Origin of the sequence: Fructilactobacillus cliffordii, from assembly GCF_024029355.1 — a bacterium.
Lineage (GTDB): Bacteria > Bacillota > Bacilli > Lactobacillales > Lactobacillaceae > Fructilactobacillus > Fructilactobacillus cliffordii.
Map to the genome: position 1 here is coordinate 196430 of NZ_CP097117.1, position 20610 is coordinate 217039.

21 protein-coding genes are annotated in these 20610 nt (G+C 44.1%); 3 read left to right on the plus strand and 18 right to left on the minus strand.

Annotation, left to right across the window (positions count from 1 at the left end; genetic code table 11):
- Nucleotides 1-36: 36 nt before the first annotated feature.
- Nucleotides 37-1458: a C69 family dipeptidase gene (locus tag M3M38_RS00950; RefSeq protein WP_252814365.1), complete on the plus strand. Its 1422-nt coding sequence runs from the start codon at nt 37-39 to the stop codon at nt 1456-1458.
- Between the two features lie 16 nt (nt 1459-1474).
- Nucleotides 1475-2977, plus strand: coding sequence for a glutamate/gamma-aminobutyrate family transporter YjeM (yjeM, locus tag M3M38_RS00955; protein ID WP_252814366.1), 1503 nt, complete (start codon nt 1475-1477; stop codon nt 2975-2977).
- A 46-nt stretch (nt 2978-3023) separates the two neighbouring features.
- Here yjeM and M3M38_RS00960 read toward each other — a convergent pair whose 3' ends face one another.
- The 16 genes from M3M38_RS00960 to M3M38_RS01035 all read right to left on the minus strand — a co-directional run bounded on the left by M3M38_RS00960 (nt 3024) and on the right by M3M38_RS01035 (nt 18839).
- Nucleotides 3024-3314 (minus strand): hypothetical protein, encoded by a 291-nt coding sequence (locus M3M38_RS00960; RefSeq protein ID WP_252814367.1) that lies wholly within the window; start codon nt 3312-3314, stop codon nt 3024-3026.
- 100 nt (nt 3315-3414) lie between these two features.
- A complete protein-coding gene (rplS, locus tag M3M38_RS00965; protein ID WP_252814368.1) occupies nt 3415-3774 on the minus strand; it encodes a 50S ribosomal protein L19 in 360 nt (119 codons plus the stop codon).
- A gap of 116 nt (nt 3775-3890) precedes the next feature.
- Nucleotides 3891-4637 (minus strand): tRNA (guanosine(37)-N1)-methyltransferase TrmD, encoded by a 747-nt coding sequence (trmD, locus tag M3M38_RS00970; RefSeq protein ID WP_252814370.1) that lies wholly within the window; start codon nt 4635-4637, stop codon nt 3891-3893.
- Nucleotides 4638-5153 (minus strand): ribosome maturation factor RimM, encoded by a 516-nt coding sequence (rimM, locus tag M3M38_RS00975; protein WP_252814371.1) that lies wholly within the window; start codon nt 5151-5153, stop codon nt 4638-4640.
- Nucleotides 5154-5231: 78 nt separating this feature from the next.
- Nucleotides 5232-5477, minus strand: coding sequence for a KH domain-containing protein (locus M3M38_RS00980; protein ID WP_252767228.1), 246 nt, complete (start codon nt 5475-5477; stop codon nt 5232-5234).
- 8 nt (nt 5478-5485) lie between these two features.
- Entirely contained in the window at nt 5486-5767 is a 282-nt protein-coding gene (rpsP, locus tag M3M38_RS00985; protein WP_252767229.1) for a 30S ribosomal protein S16, read from the minus strand.
- A gap of 82 nt (nt 5768-5849) precedes the next feature.
- Nucleotides 5850-7295 (minus strand): signal recognition particle protein, encoded by a 1446-nt coding sequence (ffh, locus tag M3M38_RS00990; protein WP_252814372.1) that lies wholly within the window; start codon nt 7293-7295, stop codon nt 5850-5852.
- Between the two features lie 10 nt (nt 7296-7305).
- Entirely contained in the window at nt 7306-7665 is a 360-nt protein-coding gene (locus tag M3M38_RS00995) for a putative DNA-binding protein (protein WP_252814374.1), read from the minus strand.
- Nucleotides 7666-7667: 2 nt separating this feature from the next.
- A complete protein-coding gene (gene ftsY, locus M3M38_RS01000; RefSeq protein ID WP_252814376.1) occupies nt 7668-8990 on the minus strand; it encodes a signal recognition particle-docking protein FtsY in 1323 nt (440 codons plus the stop codon).
- Nucleotides 8977-12525 (minus strand): chromosome segregation protein SMC, encoded by a 3549-nt coding sequence (gene smc / locus M3M38_RS01005; RefSeq protein ID WP_252814377.1) that lies wholly within the window; start codon nt 12523-12525, stop codon nt 8977-8979. The genes ftsY and smc overlap by 14 nt, the downstream gene beginning before the upstream one ends.
- 15 nt (nt 12526-12540) lie before the next feature.
- Entirely contained in the window at nt 12541-13251 is a 711-nt protein-coding gene (gene rnc / locus M3M38_RS01010) for a ribonuclease III (protein WP_252767234.1), read from the minus strand.
- Nucleotides 13252-13330: 79 nt separating this feature from the next.
- The gene (locus tag M3M38_RS01015) at nt 13331-13582 is read right to left on the minus strand and encodes an acyl carrier protein (RefSeq protein ID WP_252767235.1); all 252 of its coding nucleotides are present in this window, start codon (nt 13580-13582) and stop codon (nt 13331-13333) included.
- Nucleotides 13583-13600: 18 nt separating this feature from the next.
- On the minus strand, nt 13601-14620 hold the full coding sequence (gene plsX, locus M3M38_RS01020) for a phosphate acyltransferase PlsX (RefSeq protein ID WP_252814379.1): 1020 nt from the start codon (nt 14618-14620) through the stop codon (nt 13601-13603).
- An 11-nt stretch (nt 14621-14631) separates the two neighbouring features.
- Complete coding sequence (gene recG, locus M3M38_RS01025; protein ID WP_252814380.1) at nt 14632-16662, minus strand: ATP-dependent DNA helicase RecG; 2031 nt, start codon at nt 16660-16662, stop codon at nt 14632-14634.
- A 75-nt stretch (nt 16663-16737) separates the two neighbouring features.
- Complete coding sequence (locus M3M38_RS01030) at nt 16738-18444, minus strand: DAK2 domain-containing protein (protein WP_252814381.1); 1707 nt, start codon at nt 18442-18444, stop codon at nt 16738-16740.
- 32 nt (nt 18445-18476) lie between these two features.
- A complete protein-coding gene (locus M3M38_RS01035; protein WP_252767239.1) occupies nt 18477-18839 on the minus strand; it encodes an Asp23/Gls24 family envelope stress response protein in 363 nt (120 codons plus the stop codon).
- A gap of 192 nt (nt 18840-19031) precedes the next feature.
- On the opposite strand from M3M38_RS01035, the gene rpmB reads away from it, so the two are divergent.
- Nucleotides 19032-19217 (plus strand): 50S ribosomal protein L28, encoded by a 186-nt coding sequence (gene rpmB, locus M3M38_RS01040; RefSeq protein WP_252767240.1) that lies wholly within the window; start codon nt 19032-19034, stop codon nt 19215-19217.
- Between the two features lie 70 nt (nt 19218-19287).
- On the opposite strand, the gene M3M38_RS01045 is transcribed toward rpmB, so the two are convergent.
- Nucleotides 19288-19932: a thiamine diphosphokinase gene (locus M3M38_RS01045; RefSeq protein WP_252814382.1), complete on the minus strand. Its 645-nt coding sequence runs from the start codon at nt 19930-19932 to the stop codon at nt 19288-19290.
- 17 nt (nt 19933-19949) lie between these two features.
- Entirely contained in the window at nt 19950-20609 is a 660-nt protein-coding gene (gene rpe, locus M3M38_RS01050; protein WP_252814384.1) for a ribulose-phosphate 3-epimerase, read from the minus strand.
- Nucleotide 20610: the final 1 nt, after the last annotated feature.

Below are 20610 nucleotides of genomic sequence, written 5' to 3' on the forward strand. Positions count from 1 at the left end.
AGATGCGGAACTAATTTTACGAAGGAGCATCATAATATGACAGAACCAAATTATTCCGCTTGCACTAGTATGTTAGTGGGTAAAAACGCGACCGTCGATGGTAGTACCCTCATCGGTCGCAACGAGGATGCCAAAGCCGCCTGGCCGAAGCGTTTCGTCGTTCACGAACACCAGGTTGCAACTGATCCGGTTGTCTTTCAATCTACTGCGAATGGCTTTCAGTTAGAACTGCCGGCTGAGGCCGCTAAGTATACGGCTACCCCGGAATGGACTGACAGTGAAGGCTTATTTGAAGAAGAAGGAATTAACGAACACGGCGTCGCCATGAGTGCGACCGAGAGTACCTATGCTAATGATAGTGTCTTAGGCTGCGATCCGTTAGTGAAGGATGGGCTCGGAGAAGAAGCAATGGTCACCGTCGTGCTTCCCTATGTCAAATCCGCTCGAGAAGGAGTCCAACGTTTGGGTGAAATTGTTAGTACGAAAGGTGCCAGTGAAACCAACGGAATCCTGTTTTCTGATGCACAAGAAGTCTGGTACTTTGAAATCGGCTCTGGTCATCAGTGGGTCGCCCAACGGATTCCCGATGACTGTTATGCGGTGGTTGCGAACCAAATGGCGATTGAAAAGGTTGATTTTAATGACCAGGTTAACTTTCAATGGTCACAAGGTTTAGAAAAATTTGTCACCGACAATCATCTGAATCCAGATCGACACGGCTTTAACTTTCGCCACATCTTTGGAACTCGCACTCAAATGGATACCTATTACAATACGCCGCGTGTGTGGTACGGACAAAGAATGTTTAATCCCGAAATTGAACAGGAGCCAACCTCACAGGATTTGCCTTTCCTCCGCAAGAGTAGCCGTCGATTATCAGCCACGGATGTCCAAATGTTGCTAAGTTCTCACTATCAAGGCACCGAGTTTGATCCAGTCGGAACGGGTAGTGAATTTGACAAGCATCGCTTCCGTCCGATTAGCTTCGCTAAAACCCAAGAGTCACACGTTTTACAATTGCAAGCAGATTTACCCGTGGAAATCGGTGGTATTCACTGGCTCTCCATGGGAGTTGGAGCAGAAAGTACCTTTGTCCCCTTTTTCGCCGGAATTAGTGAGACTCCCGCTGCCTATCAATATCCAGTTGGTCACGATTACGATCCTCAATCCGCCTACTGGAACTTTAAACTAGTTGGGATTTTAACCGACGCTCATTACCATCGTTTTATCGACCAGGTTAACGACGTCCAAGCAGAACTACGGCAAAGTTATCGCCAAATTATTAATCAAGCTCAGTCCCAAGTTGCTAATAGCAATGATTTAGTTGCATTAGCCAATCAAGCTAGCAATCAAGCAGCTAAGCTCGCCTTAAGTCGGTTCCAAGCATTATCATCCCAACTTATCACCGACTCTGCTGACCTATCACCGTTAAACTATCACCAGGATTTGAATTTATAGGGAGGATCATAACTGCATGGCAAAACAAAAAATGAAGACTGGTTCACTGGTCTTAATGATTTTCTCTGCAATCTTTGGGTTCGCTAACGTAACCGTGGCCTATGATCAGATGGGTTATGCCAGCATCATTTGGTACGCCTTTGCGGCCATCGTCTTCTTTCTCCCCTCCAGCCTCATGTTCGCAGAATATGGTTCCGCTTTTAGTGACGCTAAGGGAGGAATCTACTCGTGGCTTAAGAATTCGATTGGTGAACGGCTCGCTTTTATCGGGACGTTTATCTGGCTCTCAGCTTGGATTATCTGGATGATATCGGTTTCTAGTAAGGTCTGGATTCCGGTTTCAAACATCTTCTTTGGCTCGGATAAAACCAACACCTGGCGCTTATTTAATCTATTTACACCGATGCAAACCGTGGGAATTTTAGGAATCATGTGGGTGTTAGTAATTACGTTTTGTGCTACCCGTGGTTTTGAACAAATTGCTAAAATCGCCAATCTGGGTGGATTCTTCACCCTGTTGCTTCCCATCGTCTTTGTGGTTCTGTCGGTAATTGTCCTCATTCTGCATCATGGTCAATTAGCAGAACCGATTCACGGCATGAGTTCCTTTATTAAATCTCCGAACCCGTTGTTCGCCAGCCCAATTGCCTTACTATCATTCGTGGTCTATGCCATCTTTGCTTACGGTGGGATGGAATCAATGGGAGGAGTGGTTGACGAAGTGGATAATCCTAAAAAGACCTTCCCCAAAGGTGTTATGATTGCCGGCGTCTTAATGGCCATCATCTATTCGGGAACCATCTTCTTTGCTGGAGTAACCGCTAACTGGCACGTGGTCCTGGGTAACGGCAAAGTTAACCTTGGAAACATCACCTACGTTTTACTGAATAACCTTGGATTCGTCTTCGCTCAATCACTAGGATTGTCGCATTCCGTGGCCATTACGGTTGGAAACTGGCTGGCGCGGTTCGCAGGTCTCAGTATGTTTCTGGCCTACCTGGGCTCCTTCTTTGTGCTAATCTACTCCCCAATTAAGTCGTTTATTGAAGGCTCTGACCCACAGATTTGGCCCAAGCGCGTTACGAATCTTAACCAACACGGAATGCCATCCTTTGCCATGTGGTTGCAAGCTGCCGCTGTTTCATTGGTGATTTTTGCCATTTCGTTTAGTGGATCGGGAGCGCAACAGTTCTATCTGATTTTGACCGATATGGCCAATATTTCGAGCACCTTCCCATACCTCTTCTTAGTTGGAGCCTTTCCGTTCTTTAAAAAAATCCCTGACATTGAACGACCGTTTGTATTTTACAAAAATCGCATCATGACGAACGTTGTCGTAGTCATTATTCTCGTTATCTTAGTCTTAGGGATTGGTTTTACGGCCGTCGAACCTCTATTAGAACACGATTATCAAACCGCATTCTGGACCATCTTTGGCCCGGTTGCCTTTGGACTAATCGGCTGGTTGATGTATGAAGTGGGCTTGCGCAAGAAGAGTCGCAATCAATTACAAGCATAAATCAAAAAGAGATTGGAAAAAATCCAATCTCTTTTTCTTAAATTACTTAATCATCATGATGCTTATGCGCTAACCTTTCTGCTTCTGTTCGCTTTAGTTTGCGTCGGTGACGGTCATCCCCCGCACCCCAGAAAAGTAATAGCATAAAAATGCCTATAAGGGCATGGAAGAAATCACCCGATGAATAACTATGGGTTGCAATTAAGACAAATAAAATCCCAATGGTTCCTATGAGTGGAATAATCCCACCCACCAAGAAATATTTAGTATCCGTTAAAACAAACACTTCTAACAGCATCAAAATGATAATTATGCCTAAAAAGATCCAAAAACCCATTTAATTCTCCTCTAAGTTAGTTTAATTACTAAAATATCATAATTTTAGTAACTCGTAAACCAACAAAAAACGGTTGGAAAAATTTCCAACCGTTTTTCTTTTAGCGTTTTTTGAATGATTGCTTGATCCGAGCAGCTTTTCCTTGACGATCGCGCAGGTAGTAAAGTTTTGAACGACGAACCTTACCATGACGAACGACTTCAAGTTTAGCAACTCGAGGTGAGTTAAGTGGGAAAATTCTTTCCACACCGATTCCGTTACTGATTTTACGAACAGTGTAGGTAGCTTGAATCCCGACACCGCGGCGCTTGATAACTACACCAGTAAAATCTTGTAACCGTTCCGTGTCACCTTCAACAACTCGAACAGATACCGTTACAGTATCACCCGGCCGAAAGTCGGGAATGTCAGAACGTAATTGTTCCTGATTGATCTTTTCGATCAGCTTGTTTTGACGCATGTCAATTCTCCTAACTAGCACTCATATCTTTTCGACAGCGGAATACTGTTGTATTTTTTTAGTCTCACGACTAACTAATAATATAGCACATAATCACAACCAAATAAAGACTAATTTTATTCTTCTTCAATTTTTACTTCAGCTAATAACTCTTTCGCTCGCGGCGAAAGTTGCTGATAATCAATTAAATCCGGCCGATGCAAATAGGTTTTGCGTAATGACTCCTTCAAACGCCAATCAGCAATCTTTTGGTGGTCTCCGTTCATTAAAACAGCAGGAACATCTGCACCACGAAAATTAGCGGGACGTGTGTATTGAGGCGCTTCTAGTAATCCTGTAGAAAAGGAATCATCTACCGCGGATTCATCGTTACCAAGGACGCCGGGAATCAACCGTGACAAGGCATCAATCATGACCAGCGTTGGCAACTCGCCTCCAGTCAGCACATAATCACCAATTGAATACTCATCGGTGACGACCGCCTTCACCCGCTCGTCAAAGCCCTCATAGTGTCCGCAAATAAAGGTTAAATGATCTGCTTGAGCTAAATCGGCGGCCGCTTGCTCGTCAAATCTCTTCCCAGCTGGATCAGTTAAAATAACTCGTCCGGCTGAAAGTCCCTCTGCTTGGGCTTGTTGTTGCGTATACGCCACGGCATCAACAATTGGTTGCGCCTGCAGGAGCATTCCCGCTCCGCCTCCATACGGAGTATCATCAACGTTATGGTGCTTATTCTCAGAAAAATCACGAAAATTAGTGACGCTCACCTCTAAAAGGTGTTTTTCTAAGGCTTTCCCTAAAATTGAATCGTGCAACGGTCCGCTGATGGTTTGGGGAAATAAACTTAACACGTCAATCTTCATTTATTCCAAACCCTCCAGCAATTCCACCGTTACAACCTGGTGCTCTAAATCAACCTTTTTGATGACCTCATCGATTTTAGGTAGCAATAAATCAGGTTGGTTATTGCGCTTAACCACCCAGACGTCGTTTGGACCTAAATCCATGATGTCTTTAATTGTACCTAATTCGCGACCAGTTTCATCAATCACGCGTAAGCCAATGATTTGGCTGTAGTAGTATTCACCAGGCTGTAACGGAGCCTCAGCTTGTTTAGCGGCATCAATTTTTAGAGTAGACGGCTTTAAGTATTCCACGTCATTGATGGACGGATGATCCTTAAAGTGCAACAAGATAAAATTTTTGTGTTTCCGGGATTGATCAATTTCTAGTTCAACCATCTGACCGTTTTTAGGAAAGGCGTAGACGGTCGCGCCTGGTTGAAAGCGAACTTCCGGAAAATCAGTTTGGGGTAAAACTCGAACCTCACCTTTTACTCCCTGCGTGTTGACGAGCGTTCCAATCTCTAAGTAATCCATATTTAAGTAATCCCTTTAATTCTAATTTATGCTAAAAAAACTCCTAAATAAAACTGGGTTTTATCTAAGAGTTCTTTTCTATTTACCGTCATCAATAATTAACTTAACTCGCTTGTGATCAGGAACGTGAATGCTATATACAATCGCGCGAATGGTTTGTGCCACACGGCCTCGTTTACCAATCACCCGCCCCACGTCTTGGGGATTCGGAGTCAAAATATATTCATGAAATTCAGCGGTTTCCCGATGATCAATTTTGATGTCATCGGGAAACTTTACTAACGGTTTAATGATGGTTGTGATGAGATTGTCAAAGTTTACCATGATCAGCCTTATTTTTGCTTGTTAGCTAATTTGGCTTCATGCAACTTCTTCATGATGCCGGCTCTTGACAAAATGTTGCGAACTGTATCAGAAGGCTTGGCACCCTTTTGCAACCAATCCAAAATTGTTTCTTCTTCTAAAGTTACTTGGTTTTCTTGAATTAATGGGTTGTAAGTTCCCACGTTTTCAATGTAACGACCATCACGAGGGCTTCGTGAATCAGCAACTACGATTCGATAAAATGGATTTTTCTTGGAACCCATTCGTTTCAAACGAATTTTAACAGACATAATGACACCTCCTCAAGTTTTCTTAACGGTTTCTATCTTACCAAGAATAAAAAGTAATGTAAAGGGTTTTTTCTTTACACTCTTACTTTTTCCGTTTTTTCAAACGTTTTCGCTTATTCTTTTTCATCTTACGACTCATCCGTTTCATGGCAAGGTTGGAAAGCTTACCGCCCATGCCACCGCCACCCATGCCAGCAGCCTGCATCATGTTTTCCATTCCAGCCATGTTCCCGTTTGAGACTTGGTTCATCATTTTCTTCATTTGATCAAACTGCTTGATCATCCGGTTCACGCTTTGAATCGGTTGCGCTGAACCACGGGCAATCCGACGCCGTCTGGATGGATTTAGAACATCTGGATTTTCCCGTTCCTCGTTCGTCATGGAATAAATCATCGCCTTGATTCGTTCCAAATCCTTGGGATCCATTTCCACGTTTTTAAGCGCCGGGTTGTTGGCCATTCCTGGAATCATCGCCATGATGTCCTTTAACGGACCCATGTTTTGAATTTGTTGTAATTGATCCAGGAAATCATCAAAGTTGAAGGAATTTTCGCGCATCTTTTCAGCGAGTTCCTGCGCTTTTTGTTCATCCACATTTTTCTGGGTCTTTTCAACTAAGGAGAGCACGTCTCCCATTCCCAGGATTCGGGAGGCCATTCGATCGGGATGAAAGACATCCAAATCGTCCATCTTTTCACCCTGACCGGTAAAGAGGATTGGTTTACCAGTCACAGCCTTAATGGATAAGGCCGCACCACCACGAGTATCCCCGTCTAATTTGGTTAAGACCACTCCGGTGATATCCAGATCATCGTTAAAACCTTCAGCCGTTTCAACCGCACTTTGTCCGGTCATGGCATCTACAACCAGCAGAATGTCAGTTGGTTTAGCAACTTCCTTAATTTGTTCCAACTCGTGCATTAACTTTTCGTCAATCTGTAGCCGTCCGGCCGTATCGATAAAGACGTAATCGTTATGATTTTCGCGAGCTTGATCCAGTCCATCCTTAACGATTTGCACTGGATCAACGTCGGTCCCTTCTGAAAAGACCGGGACGTCAATTTGCTTTCCCACTTGTTCTAACTGGTCGATGGCTGCCGGACGATAAACGTCAGCCGCAATTAGCAACGGCCGTGCGTTATCATCCTTTTTCAAACGGTTAGCGAGTTTCCCCACCGTCGTCGTTTTTCCAGCCCCTTGAAGCCCAACCATCATGACGATTGTGGGAATCTTAGGGGCCTTTTTCAGATCGGTGGCTGAACCACCCATCATTTCAGTTAATTCATCGTCAACAATCTTAACGATTTGTTGCCCCGGGTTCAGGCCTTCGAGCACCTTTTCCCCCTTGGCTTTTTCTTGCACTTGCTTAACAAAATTACGTACCACCGTAAAATTAACGTCGGCATCTAACAGAGCCAGCCGAATCTCGCGCATAGTACTGCGTAAATCGGCTTCACTAATCTGGCCCTTTCCCCGTAAATTACGAAACGCATTTTGTAATTTTTCTGATAAACCTTCGAATGCCATGTGTCCTCCTTTAGTTTTCTTCTAGTTTTTCTAACCGGTTCATTAACTCGTTTAATTGTCCGTCATCTGCGTGTTTAGTGTGCACGACCTGCGCTAATTGATCAATCAGTTGATTGCGCGCCACAAATTTTTGATACAAGCCCATCCGCTCTTCGTACCGCTCTAGGGTCAGTTCGGTCCGACGAATGTTATCGTACACCGCTTGCCGACTCACGTTAAAATTCTCAGAAATCTCACCCAGTGATAGGTCATCGGCGTAGTACTGGCGAATGTAATCAGCCTGTTTGGGCGTCAATAAGCTGCCGTAAAAATCAAATAACGCGTTAATCCGGTTATCCTTAGCTAGTTTAGCATTAAAATCAGTTTCCATGGTTATTCCTTAATGAGGCCTTTAAAGAGCCCATACACAAATTCTTCCGGATTAAAAGTCTGGAGGTCGTTAACTCCTTCTCCTAATCCGACGTACTTCACGGGAATCCCCAGATCCTGCTTGATGGCCAGAACAATTCCACCCTTGGCCGTTCCATCTAACTTCGTCAAAACAATTCCGGTAATATCTGCTACATCACGAAAGAGCTTGGCTTGAGTTAAGGCGTTTTGTCCGACCGTTGCATCAATTACCAAGAGGACTTCTTGCGGTGCCCCTGGAATTTCTCGTTGGATGATTTTATTCATCTTTTCCAGCTCTTTCATCAGGTTAACCTTGTTTTGTAACCGTCCCGCTGTATCAACTAACAAGATGTCGTAATCTTCGTCTTTAGCTCGTTTCACCGCGTCAAAGACTACCGAAGCGGGATCGCTACCTTCTGGTTTTTGCACGATGTCTACCTGATCGCGGCGCGCCCATTCAGCTAGCTGTTCAATGGCTCCCGCCCGGAACGTATCAGCCGCAGCCACTAACACTTTTTTCCCTTCCGAACGATACTGGTTCGCCAGTTTTCCAATCGTGGTCGTCTTTCCAGCTCCATTAACCCCAATCATCAGAATTACGGTCGGGCCGTCCGGATTTTGTTGCAGTTCCATCGATTGTTGGTCCGGAACGTCGTAAATTTCGACTAGTTTTTGCACGATGAAGTTTTGGACTTCATTGCGATTTTTAATGTTGTTTAACCGCACAGCATCACGAAGTTGGTCACTGATGTCAGTTGCAGTATTAACCCCCACATCAGCCTGAATTAAGGTATCCTCTAAATCATCAAAAAAGGCTTCATCCACCGACCGGAAGTTCGCAAACAATCGGTTTAAACTTTGACCAAATGAAGACCGTGATTTCGATAACCCGTGCTCATATTTTTGCTCGGCTGCTTGCATCGTTTCTTGTTCTGATTCCTCAGACTGCTTGGCTGAAGCTGATTCTTCTGTGGCGACAGTTACTGACTCTGACTTAATTTTCTCCGCGGAAGCTGCCGTTTCAGACGTTGCTTCCGTTGTACTTTCTGAAGTAGTGGCTTCCGATTCCATTGCAGTTGAGCCTTCGTTTACTTGCGGGCTAGCACTTTCACTTGCAGAAGCGATTGCTGTTTCCGTACTAGCCGTTGATTGCTCAGTGCTAACAGCTGACGTCATTTCTGATTGCGCGGCATCAGATTCAGCTGCCTGGGATTGTTCTGCGGAAATTAATTCAGAACCATCAACTTGCTCCGGATGTTCGTGCTCGTTCTGATTTTTTCGTTTAAAAATGTCAAATAATCCCATCGTTATGTCTCCTTTGTTGGGTATCTTCTAAGTTAACGGATACTAACTTTGAAACTCCAGAATCCTGCATGGTAATCCCTACCAATTGGTCTGCATAAACCATCGTTTCCTTTCGGTGGGTAATCACAATAAATTGGGTTTGTTGTTTCAATTTTTGCATATAACGAGCGAAACGATCCACATTAGCGGGATCAAGCGCGGATTCTGCTTCGTCCAAAATCACGAATGGTACTGGCTTCACCTGCAAGACCGCAAACAATAAAGCTAAGGCAGTTAATGCCTTTTCTCCACCAGATAACAAACTCAAATCCCGATACCGTTTTCCTGGTGGTTTCACAAGAATGTCAATTCCCGTTGTCAATAAGTGATGGGGATCTGCTAGTTTTAGTTTAGCTTCTCCACCACCAAAAATATGCCGAAAGACTTCAGTAAAGGCGGAAGCCACCTCGTTAAAAGTGGTTTGAAACCGTTCTTTCACCGTTTGATCCATCTGATTCATAATCGTTAATAACTGAGTCTTCGCCGTTAAAAGATCGTCTAGCTGTTCATTTACAAAATCCGAGCGTGTTTTCAATTCATCATAAGCCGAAATTGCTTCTACGTTAACGGGCCCAAGGGCGGTAATTTGGTCTTGAACCTGGTCCAATTCTTGTTGCAAAGTAGCTTCGTCTAAATCAAGAACCTGCAGTTCCTGGTTAGAACTATCCTGTAAGGATTGCAATTCCGATTGGACTTCGGTTAGATGTTGCTGTTGAATTTTAGCATCCACCTGAAGCTCATGAGCCTGTTGCTGAACCTTTGTCAACGATTGGTGCTGGTCTGTAATTTCACTTTCCAACGTCTCAGCCTTAGTTCTTCCCGTCTTGATTTGTTGTTTAATTTCCTGTAACTCTTGTTGTTGTTTCTCAATCTGACTTTGGAGTTCAGCAGGATTAATGGTTGCATCTGATTCTAGTTCAGCCAAACCTTGTCGCAGTTGAGTCAATTGCTGTTGTAATTGAGTTTCATCCTCCTGTGCAGTTTGCAATTGCTTCGTTACCTGATGCACCTGATTGCGTTCCTGTTTCAGTCTTTCTCGAATCTGACTCTCCCGCTGTTGCTGTTTCATCAAAACAGACTGACTTTGTTGCTGTTGTTGCTTATGGGTTTGGATTGCCTGTTTCAGGCGCTTGACCGTTGCTTGATTCTGATCTAATTTAGCTTGAGTTTGGGCAATAGCTTGCGAATCTACTGGCGTTTGCTTGTCATCTGCAAAATTCAGTTTTAACTGCAGTCGAGTCGCCGCCTGTTCACGTTTTTGTCGTTCTAATTGTTCCGTTAATTGCGCAACTTGTTGCTGCTGCATCTTTAACTCCGCAGTCTGAGTTGATTCTTGTTGATACCACTCGTCCCGTTTAGTTTGAGCAGTTTGCCCTGCTTGCTTAATTTCTGTCAAACGTTGTTCCTGTTGTTTTAACTGTTGTTGTAACTGGGTTTTTCGTTGCGTTAGCTGGTCTAATCGTTGGCGTTGCCGCAAGATTCCACTTTCATCACGTTGATTTTTTCCTCCGGTAATGGATCCTCCTGCATTAACCACCTCTCCGGCTAACGTTACAATTTTAACCCGGCGTTGAACCAGTTGACTAATTGCCGTGGCATGCTTCAAATCGTCTGCAATGATCACGTTTCCCAACAAATGGACTTTAACCCGTTTCATTTTGGCCGGCATGGTGACTAAGTCAGCAGCGACACCTAAAAAGCCGGGTTGTTGTTCAGCCATCCGTAACAAACTGGGATTCACAAATCGTTCATTAATGGCATCTAGGGGCAATAACGTTACCCGACCGAGTTGCCGTTGACTTAAAAAGCGAATGGCCTGCCGGGCATTTTTGACGTTGTCAACTACAATTTGCTGGATGGCGCCGCCTAGCGTGGTTTCAATCGCTTGTAAATAACGCTCCTCAACCTGCAAGAAATCACCGACTGGTCCTAAAATCCCAGTTAATTCGTCACGATGTTGCAGTAAATTCCGACTGCCCCGGTACAAATTATTATGCCCCGTTACCATATTTTGTAAGCTATCACATTCGGTCTTAACCGTCTGCAAATCACGCAGTTGTTGATACCAACTTTGTTGCTGCTGTTCCTGTTGATTGGCCAGCTCATCAACTTGGGCTTGAAACCGTTGTTGCTGTGCTTGTGCTTGCGTAACTTGTTGTTGCAAGTTCTCTACGTTCTGCGTGGCCGTGGCTAATGTTGCTTCCTGACGTAGTTGTTCCGTTTCTAGCTCTCGTAATTGCCGTTGTTTTTCTTGATAGGCCTGTTGTTGTCGTTCAGACAGTTGATCCGCCATCCGCAACTCGTTTTTTTGATTCGTTAACTTTTGCATTAGCGCAACGTATTGACTTTGAGCTTGCTCTAATTCAGCCTCTTCTGCATCTACCTGTTTCAATTTTTTCGTGGCATCACTCGCTTCAATTTGCTTGGTTAGCGCCTGTAAGCGTTCGATAGTTGTTTGTTCCGTCGTTTGAACTGCTTGCAGTTGTTCTTTCAGCTGATTAATTTTTTCCTGCTCTTGTTGATGCCGTTCCTGAAGTTCAGTGAGCCGGGTTTGATTAAATTCAAGCTGCTGTTTGCGGAGTTTAGCTTTCCCCGTAACTGATTCTAGTTGCTTCGTCGCCGCTAATAGTTGCTGTTGCAATTCATCTTGCCGTTGTTCAGCCGTTGTTAGCCGTTGATGCACCGTTTGCTTCTGTTCATTTAACTGTTCTAGTTGCTTCGTTAGACGTTGTTGGTCAACTGCTTGATCTTGCAATTGAACAGTAGTATGTTGCTGTTGCTGCTGAAACTGATGCCGTTGAGTTACCAACTGAGTATAGCGTAACTGCTCCAAACGAGCCGTATGTTCTAAGTACTCATTAGCCGTTGCACATTGCGCTTTTAACGGCTCTAACTGCTTATTTAGTTCGCGGGCAATGTCTGAGACCCGTTCGACGTTCGCCTGCGTATCAGCTAGTTTCTTTTCCGAATCAGCCTTTTGTTTTTTATACCGATACACTCCCGCAGCCGTTTCAATCACTGCCCGCCGTTGTTCTCCGCTTCCGGCTAAAATATCATCCACGTTTCCTTGAGAAATAATCGACAGTGACCCTTCTCCTAAACCAGTATCTAAAAACAGACGCTGGATATCACGTAAGAGGCATTCTTGATCATTAATTAAATAGTTACTCTCACCATTGCGATAGTAACGTCTGGTAATTTTAACCTCGCTATAATCGGTGGCTAGGTAGTGATCGTGATTTTCAAATTGCAAACTTACTTCGGCCCGATTCAAAGGACGCCGATCATTAGAACCAGAAAAAATGACGTCCTTCATTTTTTGGCCCCGTAGTTGCTTAGCCGACTGTTCCCCCAAGGCCCACCGAATTGCTTCAATAATGTTACTTTTCCCACTTCCGTTGGGACCCACGATTCCCGTTAAACCATCTTGACAGTCAATGACCGTTCGCTCGGCAAATGATTTAAATCCAGAGATTTGAATTGACTGTAACTTCACGAACGTTCACCCACTTTATTGTAGTTTTTGGTCTTTGATACCAAGTTTATTTAACGCAGCTTTAGCAGCTGCTTGTTCAGCACTTTTTTTCGAATGACCCTCACCCACGCCTAGTTCTTGGTTATCGACCAAAACAGCCACTTTAAACTGCCGGTCGTTGTCAGGTCCGTCTTCATCTAAAAGTTCGTAGTTAATGTCGACGGGTCCATTAACTTGAATTGCTTCTTGTAATTCGGTCTTATGGTCAAAGAATTCGTCAAACCAACCTTCATCAAGCTTAGGAAAAATTACTAAGCGACAAAAGTTTTTCACGGTTTCAATTCCCTGGTCCAAATAAACGGCCCCAATGAACGATTCAAAGATGTCACACAGTAACGAATCGCGATTGCGAGCGCCCGCCTTTTCTTCTCCTTTTCCCAACCGAATGTATTTATCAAAGTGACATTCACGGGCAAAGCGACTAAAACTATGCCGATTAACCATCGCGGCTCGGAGCCGGGTTAACCGTCCTTGGGGCATTTCTGGGTAGCGTTTAAAAATGTAATCAGAAACCACTAACTGATAAACCGCATCGCCTAAAAACTCCAATCGTTCGTAAAACTTAAGGTCTTCATCTGGATGCTCGTTAACGTAGGAAGCCTGCGTAAAGGCTTCGTCTAATAATGCTTCGTTGTTAAATTTAATGTTATAATCACTGGCTAATTTGTGATCAAATTCTTTCTGCAAGTGAAGTTCCTCCCGATTTTTTAATAATTCTATTATAGCATTAAACGAAAAACCCCATCAGTCAATGATGGGGTTTCACTTATTTTTGCTTTGGTGTATTTTTAACGATTACGGTTACTAAGTCTTGAACTGTATCAATCTGTTCCGCGGCATCGTCTGGAATGACATCCCCAAACTCATCCTCAAGCTCAACGATAAAATGAGCCAAGTCCACAAAATCGGCGCCTAAATCACGTTGAAAATTAGTTTCTAGGTTAATCTCATCCTTTTCAACTTGAAATTGATCTTCCAACGTTTGTGCTACCGTTGCAAATACCGTTTGTTCATCCATGGTAAAATCCCTCCACCGTTATTTTTGCTGTTGATCAGCATGGAATTGCATTGCAATTCCGTGCACTAAATTTGAATTAGCCACTTCAGCTGCGCTCTGCAGGGCGTAGAAAATTGTTTTGGCATTACTATTTCCGTGCGTTTTAATTACTGGTGCTTTCAATCCCAGCAAGACAGAACCACCATACCGCGTGTAATCCATCTTTTTGGCAATTTGTTTTAACGCTGGTTTTAACAATAGACCCCCGAGTTTCTCTCGGATCCCACCATCATTAATACTATCTTTAATCATATTGACCACGGCCAGAGCACTACCTTCAATCCCCTTTAAAGCTGCATTGCCAGTAAATCCATCGGTGACAGCCACGTCGGTTACATTATGTAAGAGATCGCGTGCTTCCACGTTTCCAATGAAGTTCAGCTCCCCGGCTTGACCCATTTTTTCGAGTTCTTCATACATTTTTCGGTGGTTGACGTCCCCTTTATCTGGTTCTGTTCCGTTGTTAATTAAGCCAATTCGAGGGTTATCCATCTTACGCACCAATTGACTGTACAATTTACCTAGTTGGGCGTACTGAAGCACGTTTTCCACCTTAGCATCTGCATTCGCGCCGGCATCAATCATGGTAAATCCCTGATCATTATCAACGACTGGCAACGTCACAATTAACCCAGGTCGACTTATTCCGCGCATCCGACCGATAATTAATAAACCCGCGACCATCAGGGCCCCGGTATTTCCAGCTGAAAGCAATAAGTCCGCTTCCCCATCTCGAACCGCCTGAGCTGCGAGGACTAAACTCGCCCGTTTCTTCTTTTTGACCGCTCGCACCGGTTCATCATCCATTTCAATTACTTCATCAGCGTGAACAATCTGAATGTGCTCCTGATTTTTGACTAACGGCTCAATTTGCTGTTGGTCTCCAAACAAGATGTATTCTACATCGTTCTGACTAGCATCACGAGCTAATTCTGCGCCCGCCACGATTGCTTGGGGAGCATAGTCGCCACCCATGGCATCAATTGCAATTTTAATCATGCAGTAACTCCTTAATCAAATGAGGTATTGTTATTTAATGTTTGTAATTGTCGGACTAAGTTTTGATTATCTGGATCTTGCATCCACTCGGGATTATCAGTCACCATTTTAGCGACTTCTTGGGCGGCACTCAAGACATTCACATCACTAATCGGATCTCCCACGTTAAAACTCGGAATTCCCGACTGCTGTTTGCCTAGAATGTCACCCGGACCCCTTAATTCTAAATCTTTTTGTGAAATAAAGAAACCATCGGTTGACGTGCTCATGACGTTCATTCGTTGCACGCCGACTTTGTTCTTGGGATCGGCAATTAAGATACAGTAAGATTGCTGTGCGCCTCGACCCACGCGCCCCCGCAGTTGATGAAGTTGGGCTAAGCCAAAGTGATCGGCATCATAAATAACCATCACACTGGCGTTGGAAACGTCCACGCCCACTTCAATCACGGTGGTAGAAACTAGGACTTGAGTTCGATTATGTTTAAAATCGTCCATGACCTGGTTTTTATCAGCTTCATTCATCTGTCCGTGCAGTAAACCGACGTGAAAATCATGACCTAGCTGCTCCTGAAAGTGCGAATAGGTCATCATCACGTTCCGCATTTCGACTGCATCGGATTCATCAATCAGAGGAACCACGACGTAAGCCTGCTCTCCGTTGTGAAGGTGCTTGCGGACAAATTTCATCATTGTCTCTTCTTGACTACTCTTAATCCAAGTCGTTTTGATTGGTTTCCGGCCGCCGGGAAGTTCATCAATCACAGAAACATCCATCTCACCATAGGCGGTAATTGATAAAGTCCGGGGAATCGGGGTCGCCGTCATCGATAAGACGTTCGTTGCTGGCCCCTTTTCTCGCATCTGCTTGCGTTGGTTCACCCCAAACCGGTGCTGTTCATCAATAACTGCTAAACCCAAGTGATGATACTTCACACTGGGTTGAAACAGAGCGTGCGTGCCCACTACCAAGTTAATTTGACCTGCCTTAATTCGCGGTAATAACGTACGTCGAGCTTTAGCAGAAGTGGCTCCAGTTAGCAAAGCAATGTTAATGTTGGTTCCCGCAAATAACTGTGCCAAACTGTTAGCGTGTTGCTCCGCTAAAATTTCGGTCGGTGCCAGTAGCACGGCCTGTTGGTCTGACAAGACGGTGGCTAGGATTGCTAACGCGGCCACAATGGTTTTCCCACTCCCCACGTCTCCCTGCAAGAGCCGGTTCATCGGAACGGGACGCTGTAAATCCGTTAAAATTTCATTTACCACCCGATCCTGAGCATCCGTCAATTGGTACGGTAATTGCTCAATAAACGGTTTCAAAGTTAACTTATCTGCCTTAATCTGGGCCTTTGGTTCTGGTTGCTGCTGGCGCTGTTTCAAAGTTTGCAACTGCATCTGAAACAAGAAGAATTCATTGAACTTCGCCGTTCGGCGCGCTAATTTAACCGATTGGGGATTACTCGGAAAGTGCATTTCCTTAATCACCGTTTTTAGTGGTTCCAAGCGAAATTTGGTTCGAATCCAGCTGGGCACAAAATCTTCGATGACCGCTTGGTATTCAGAATAAGCTTGCTTAATCAAAGCCTGAAGTGTTTTCTGGGTAATCTGATGGTTAACCGAGTAAATCGAATTAAACTGATGGTGTTCATCGGTTAATAGTTTAATTCCGGTTAAACTCTTTTTGCTAGCGTCAAATTTACCATGAACCAGCAATGTTTGCCCTACTTCCACCTGTTTTTTCAGCCAAGGTTGATTAAAAAAGGTCACTGGAACGACATCGTTGTCTACCATGAGTCGGAGAACCAAGCGGTTTTTCCGCCGTCCAAAGTAATTAACCACCGGTTCCGTAGCCACGGTCCCTTTTAACGTCACTAACTGTTGATCCTGTAAGTCGGTGAGCGCCTGGCTCCGAAAATCTTCATAGCGGAATGGAAAATAGGTCAAAAGGTCAAATACGGTATGAATGCTAAGGTCAGCCAACGCCACTTGCTTTTTGGGTCCGACCCCCTTAAGCGTTCCCACTGGATCCAAAATATTCTTCACAACTTTCACCACCTAACTGTAGGAAAAGGCTGTCAATTCTAGTAGAATTGACAGCCTTACTTAATTCCCTTCGTTTTATTCCACCGAAATAATGAACGGATAAACTGGTTGATTTCCAGCGTGAATTTCGATTTCTAATTCATCATCGACAGCTGCGGCGGCTGCTTCAACTTGTTTCGCATCAGCTTCCGTCGCCCCCTCACCGTAAATAATCGTCACGTTTTCACTGTCATCATCTAACATTTGCTTGGTCATTTGCACAGCTGCTTCGTCTAACGTTTTCGCTGTAACCTGGATCTGACCATCAATGATGCCCATGAATTGTCCTTTTTTAATTTCTAAGCCATCAAGCTTGGTATCCCGAATGGCCGTCGTCACCTGGCCACTCTTAACTGTATCTAACGAATCATCCATTGCCGTTTGGTTATCGCTCAAACTAGCCTCAGGATTGTAAGCAAACATGGCTGTCAATCCTTGCGGAATGGTTTTGGTGTGCACCACCTTCATCGGAACGTCCGTTAAATCTTCTGCTTGTTCGGCAGCTAAAAAGATATTTTTATTGTTAGGTAAAACCAAAACGTGCTTGGCGTTCGTCGTATTGACAGCCTTCACAATGTCCTCGGTACTAGGATTCATGGTCTGCCCACCACTAATAATTTTGGTAACGCCTAAACTCTTAAACAGTTTTTCTAATCCAGCTCCGGCGACAACGGCGATCACTGCCATTTCAGCAGCTGGTTCTTCTGGAACAGCTTCCTTTGCCGGCATGGTGGATTCAGCTTCTTCATCATTTTCCATGATGGCTTCTTGTTGTTCCCGCATGTTGTCAATCTTGATGTTAATCAAATCACCAAAATTTTGACCCCAAGCCAAAACCTTGCCAGGATGTTCCGTATGAATGTGTACTTTGGCCACTTCATCGTCATTAATCACTAACAATGAATCACCGAGGGGAGCGAGATGATCATAAAAATGATCATAATCAAATTTATCTTTGTACTCCTTGCCCTTTCCAAAGCGTACCGTCATTTGAGTACAGTATCCATAGACAATGTCATCGGGGTTCAGTTGACCTTGCGCACTCGCATGGTCTGATTTTTTCACCATCTCGTCCATCTTGTTAGCTTCGACATTAAACTTAGCATGAACGTCATCGGAAGGCTCACGGTTATTCAAAATGTCAGCAAAGGCTTCCAGCACAAAGGTCAATCCTTGTCCCCCAGAATCAACGACCCCGACTTGTTTCAAAACCGGAAGTAAATCCGGCGTTTGCTTCAAAGCCGTTTGAGCACCTTGCTTGATGGCATCGCTCACCACTCCTAAATCATCAGTTTGGGCTGCTTCTTTGCGACCAGCATTGGCCGCAAACCGAATGACCGTTAAAATGGTTCCTTCCGTCGGCTTCATCACTGAACTGTAAGCAGTTTTAGCTCCGGCAGTGATGGCATCGGCAAATTCTTGCGCCGTTAAATCGGTTTTTCCTTCTACGTTTTTAGAAAAGCCTCGGAAAATTTGGGACAAAATGACCCCGGAATTTCCTCGAGCTCCCATCAGTAAACCCTTGGCCAGTGCCGCTGCTTTAGCTCCCACCGTTTGTTGAGATTCCTTAGCGACGTACTTTGCTCCACTCGCAAACGACAAACTCATATTCATCCCGGTATCCCCATCTGGAACCGGAAAAACGTTTAAAGAATTAATAAATTCTGCATTATTTTGGAGGACGACCGCTGCAGCTTGAACCATTTGGTCGAACTCTTTAGTAGTAATCTTCGTTACTGACACAATTATCCAATCTCCCTCTTAATTCAAACTTTTTAGTCGTTAATGACCTTAACGCCCTGCACAAACACGTTCACGGAGTCAGCGGTTACCCCTAACATCGTTTCCAGATTGTATTTAACTTTGGCTTGCACGGTTCGTGAAACCTCAGAAATCTTAGTTCCATAGCTCACAATAATGTTAACGTCGACCTGAATTTCATCATCAATCTGCCGAACCACAATTCCGCGGGAATAAGCATCCCGCCGTAGAATTTCGTTCATTCCATCTTTAATTTGATTACGGCTAGCCATTCCGACTACTCCATAATTATCGGTAGCGGCACCACCGACTACCGTAGCAATCACATCATTGTCAATATCGATTGATCCATATTTAGTGTTCATTTTTACAGCCATCGGATGCATCTCCCTATTTTTAACGAGTTTCTCACGATACTATATATTAACATACTGATTTTAAAAACCAAAACATTCCGTTTTTGCTGTCAAGTAAGATTACTTGAAAGAAAGATTGCAATTGCGCTAAACTTGTGCTAGATTAGTCACATAGCTAATTACGCTTTATTTTATGACAAAGGAGGGATTTTCATGGCTAAGGATGCTTTAACTGGAAAGAGAACCCACTTTGGTAACCGTCGTTCTCACGCTTTGAACGCTTCGAGACGTAGTTGGAAGCCGAATTTGCAAAAAGTACGGATTTTAGTTGATGGGAAACCAAAGAAAGTTTGGTTAAGTGCCAGAACTTTAAAATCTGGTAAATTCAAACGGGTTTAAGCTTTATTCCACATTTTAATTAATTAAAACAAAAGAGCAACCGCAATTGCGGTTGCTCTTTTGTTTTAAACTAATCATGACTTTGGACTACCATCATGATACCGTGATCAAAATTAAATGTACCTTGTTCACCCAGAAACTCATTACTGGAAAACGAGGTGGGTCGTTTGACTGCAAAGCGATTTAGTTGGTACTTCTCGTCAGGCAAGGTCAACGTGGTCGGCTCCAAAGCTACAAAATCCAGATATTTCATCCCAGATTGCTTCTCCACCAGATTCGTTCCCGGTTGATAGAACTGAATCCAATTGTGACGATCTTGCAGCGTTAAGCGCGTAATCACATCCGTTAAAAACGGTCGATAAACCATTAACAAATTAGTCAGAAGTTGATCCAGTCGACCGCCCGAAAATCCATACAAAGTTAGGTGAGCCGCAGGAAATTGCTGACCCGCAAACTGTAACGCTAACTCTGTATCGGTTTCATCCTTAATTGGATTAGACTGGTGCACAATCTCCACACATTGCCTAATCAACGCAAGTTCATTTGCGGAAACAGAATCAAAATCACCAATGGCTGCATAGGGGGTAATGCCCATGTCCAGCAAATGCAACGTCCCCCGGTCAATTCCAATGCAGGGATTTTGTTCCAACCGATGATTTAAATCAACTGGCCACTCGGATTTAGGTCCCCCGGCCAACAAATTAATTGTCTCCATTAACTTGATCTCCGTTTTTAAAAATCAGTTGCCTTTTTGATTGCTTGGACCCGTTCGGCAGGATTTTCGGCACCAAAGACGTACGAACCGGCTACGGCAACATCCGCACCGGCTTCGTATGGTTTAACCACCGTCTGGTTGTTAACACCCCCATCAATTTCAATGGTAAAGTCGTAGTCTTCATTTTCATTCCGCAGTTGGTTTAGTTGCTTAATCTTACTAATCGTTTCGGGAATAAACTTCTGGCCCCCAAAACCGGGGTTAACCGTCATAACCAATACTTGATCAATGAGGTACAACACCGGTTCAATCAAACTCACCGGCGTTCCCGGGTTAATGACAACTTCAGCTTTCACACCCTTGTTCTTAATCATCTGTAAAGCCCGGTGAATGTGAGGAGTTGCTTCCACGTGAACCCCAATTAAATCAGCTCCGTTGTCAGCAAACGTATCCACGTACCGTTCTGGATTTTCAATCATCAAATGACAATCTAATTCCATTTGTGTAATCGGCCGAATTGCCTTAACCCAGGCTGGACCATAGGAAATGGCTGGAACAAACAAACCGTCCATAACGTCAATGTGAAGCACTTCTGCTCCCGCTTGATCAACCGCTTCAATGCTCTTTTGCAAGTTAATGTAATCCGCACTTAAAATTGATGGTGCCACTTTAATCATA